The sequence below is a fragment of the Bacillus sp. SIMBA_074 genome, assembly GCF_046534555.1.
Classification (GTDB): Bacteria; Bacillota; Bacilli; order Bacillales; family Bacillaceae_G; genus Bacillus_A; species Bacillus_A mycoides.
This window is the reverse complement of record NZ_JAWRYM010000667.1, coordinates 1-264: the sequence shown is the minus strand read 5'-3', so window position 1 is coordinate 264 and position 264 is coordinate 1. Positions and strand designations below refer to the sequence as shown.

Here is a 264-nt window from a genome sequence, read left to right as displayed (position 1 = left end):
CAGGTTACATTCGGGGAGGCTGTTCACCGATTGGAATGAAAAAGCAATACCCCACCTTCATCGATGAAAGTGCAACCAACCTGCCTGAAATCATCGTAAGCGGAGGGCGGATCGGTACACAGATCGTTTTAAAACCGTCAGAGTTCCTGGAAATCACACAAGCGGAATCTGTAGCCCTTATAAAATAGACTGTTTATCTTTAGGCATTCACCTAATAGGTTTTTTCTGCATACGCTGTCTTGAATATCACATCTGTATTGTGAG

The 264-nt window shown here is 43.6% G+C and carries 1 protein-coding gene; it reads left to right on the top strand.

The genetic code is table 11. The annotated features are described in order from the left end of the window. Positions 1-188: YbaK/EbsC family protein (locus SB773_RS32435; RefSeq protein ID WP_410594490.1), on the top strand; the 188-nt coding region annotated here is incomplete at its 5' end. Between the last annotated feature and the right edge of the window lie 76 nt (positions 189-264).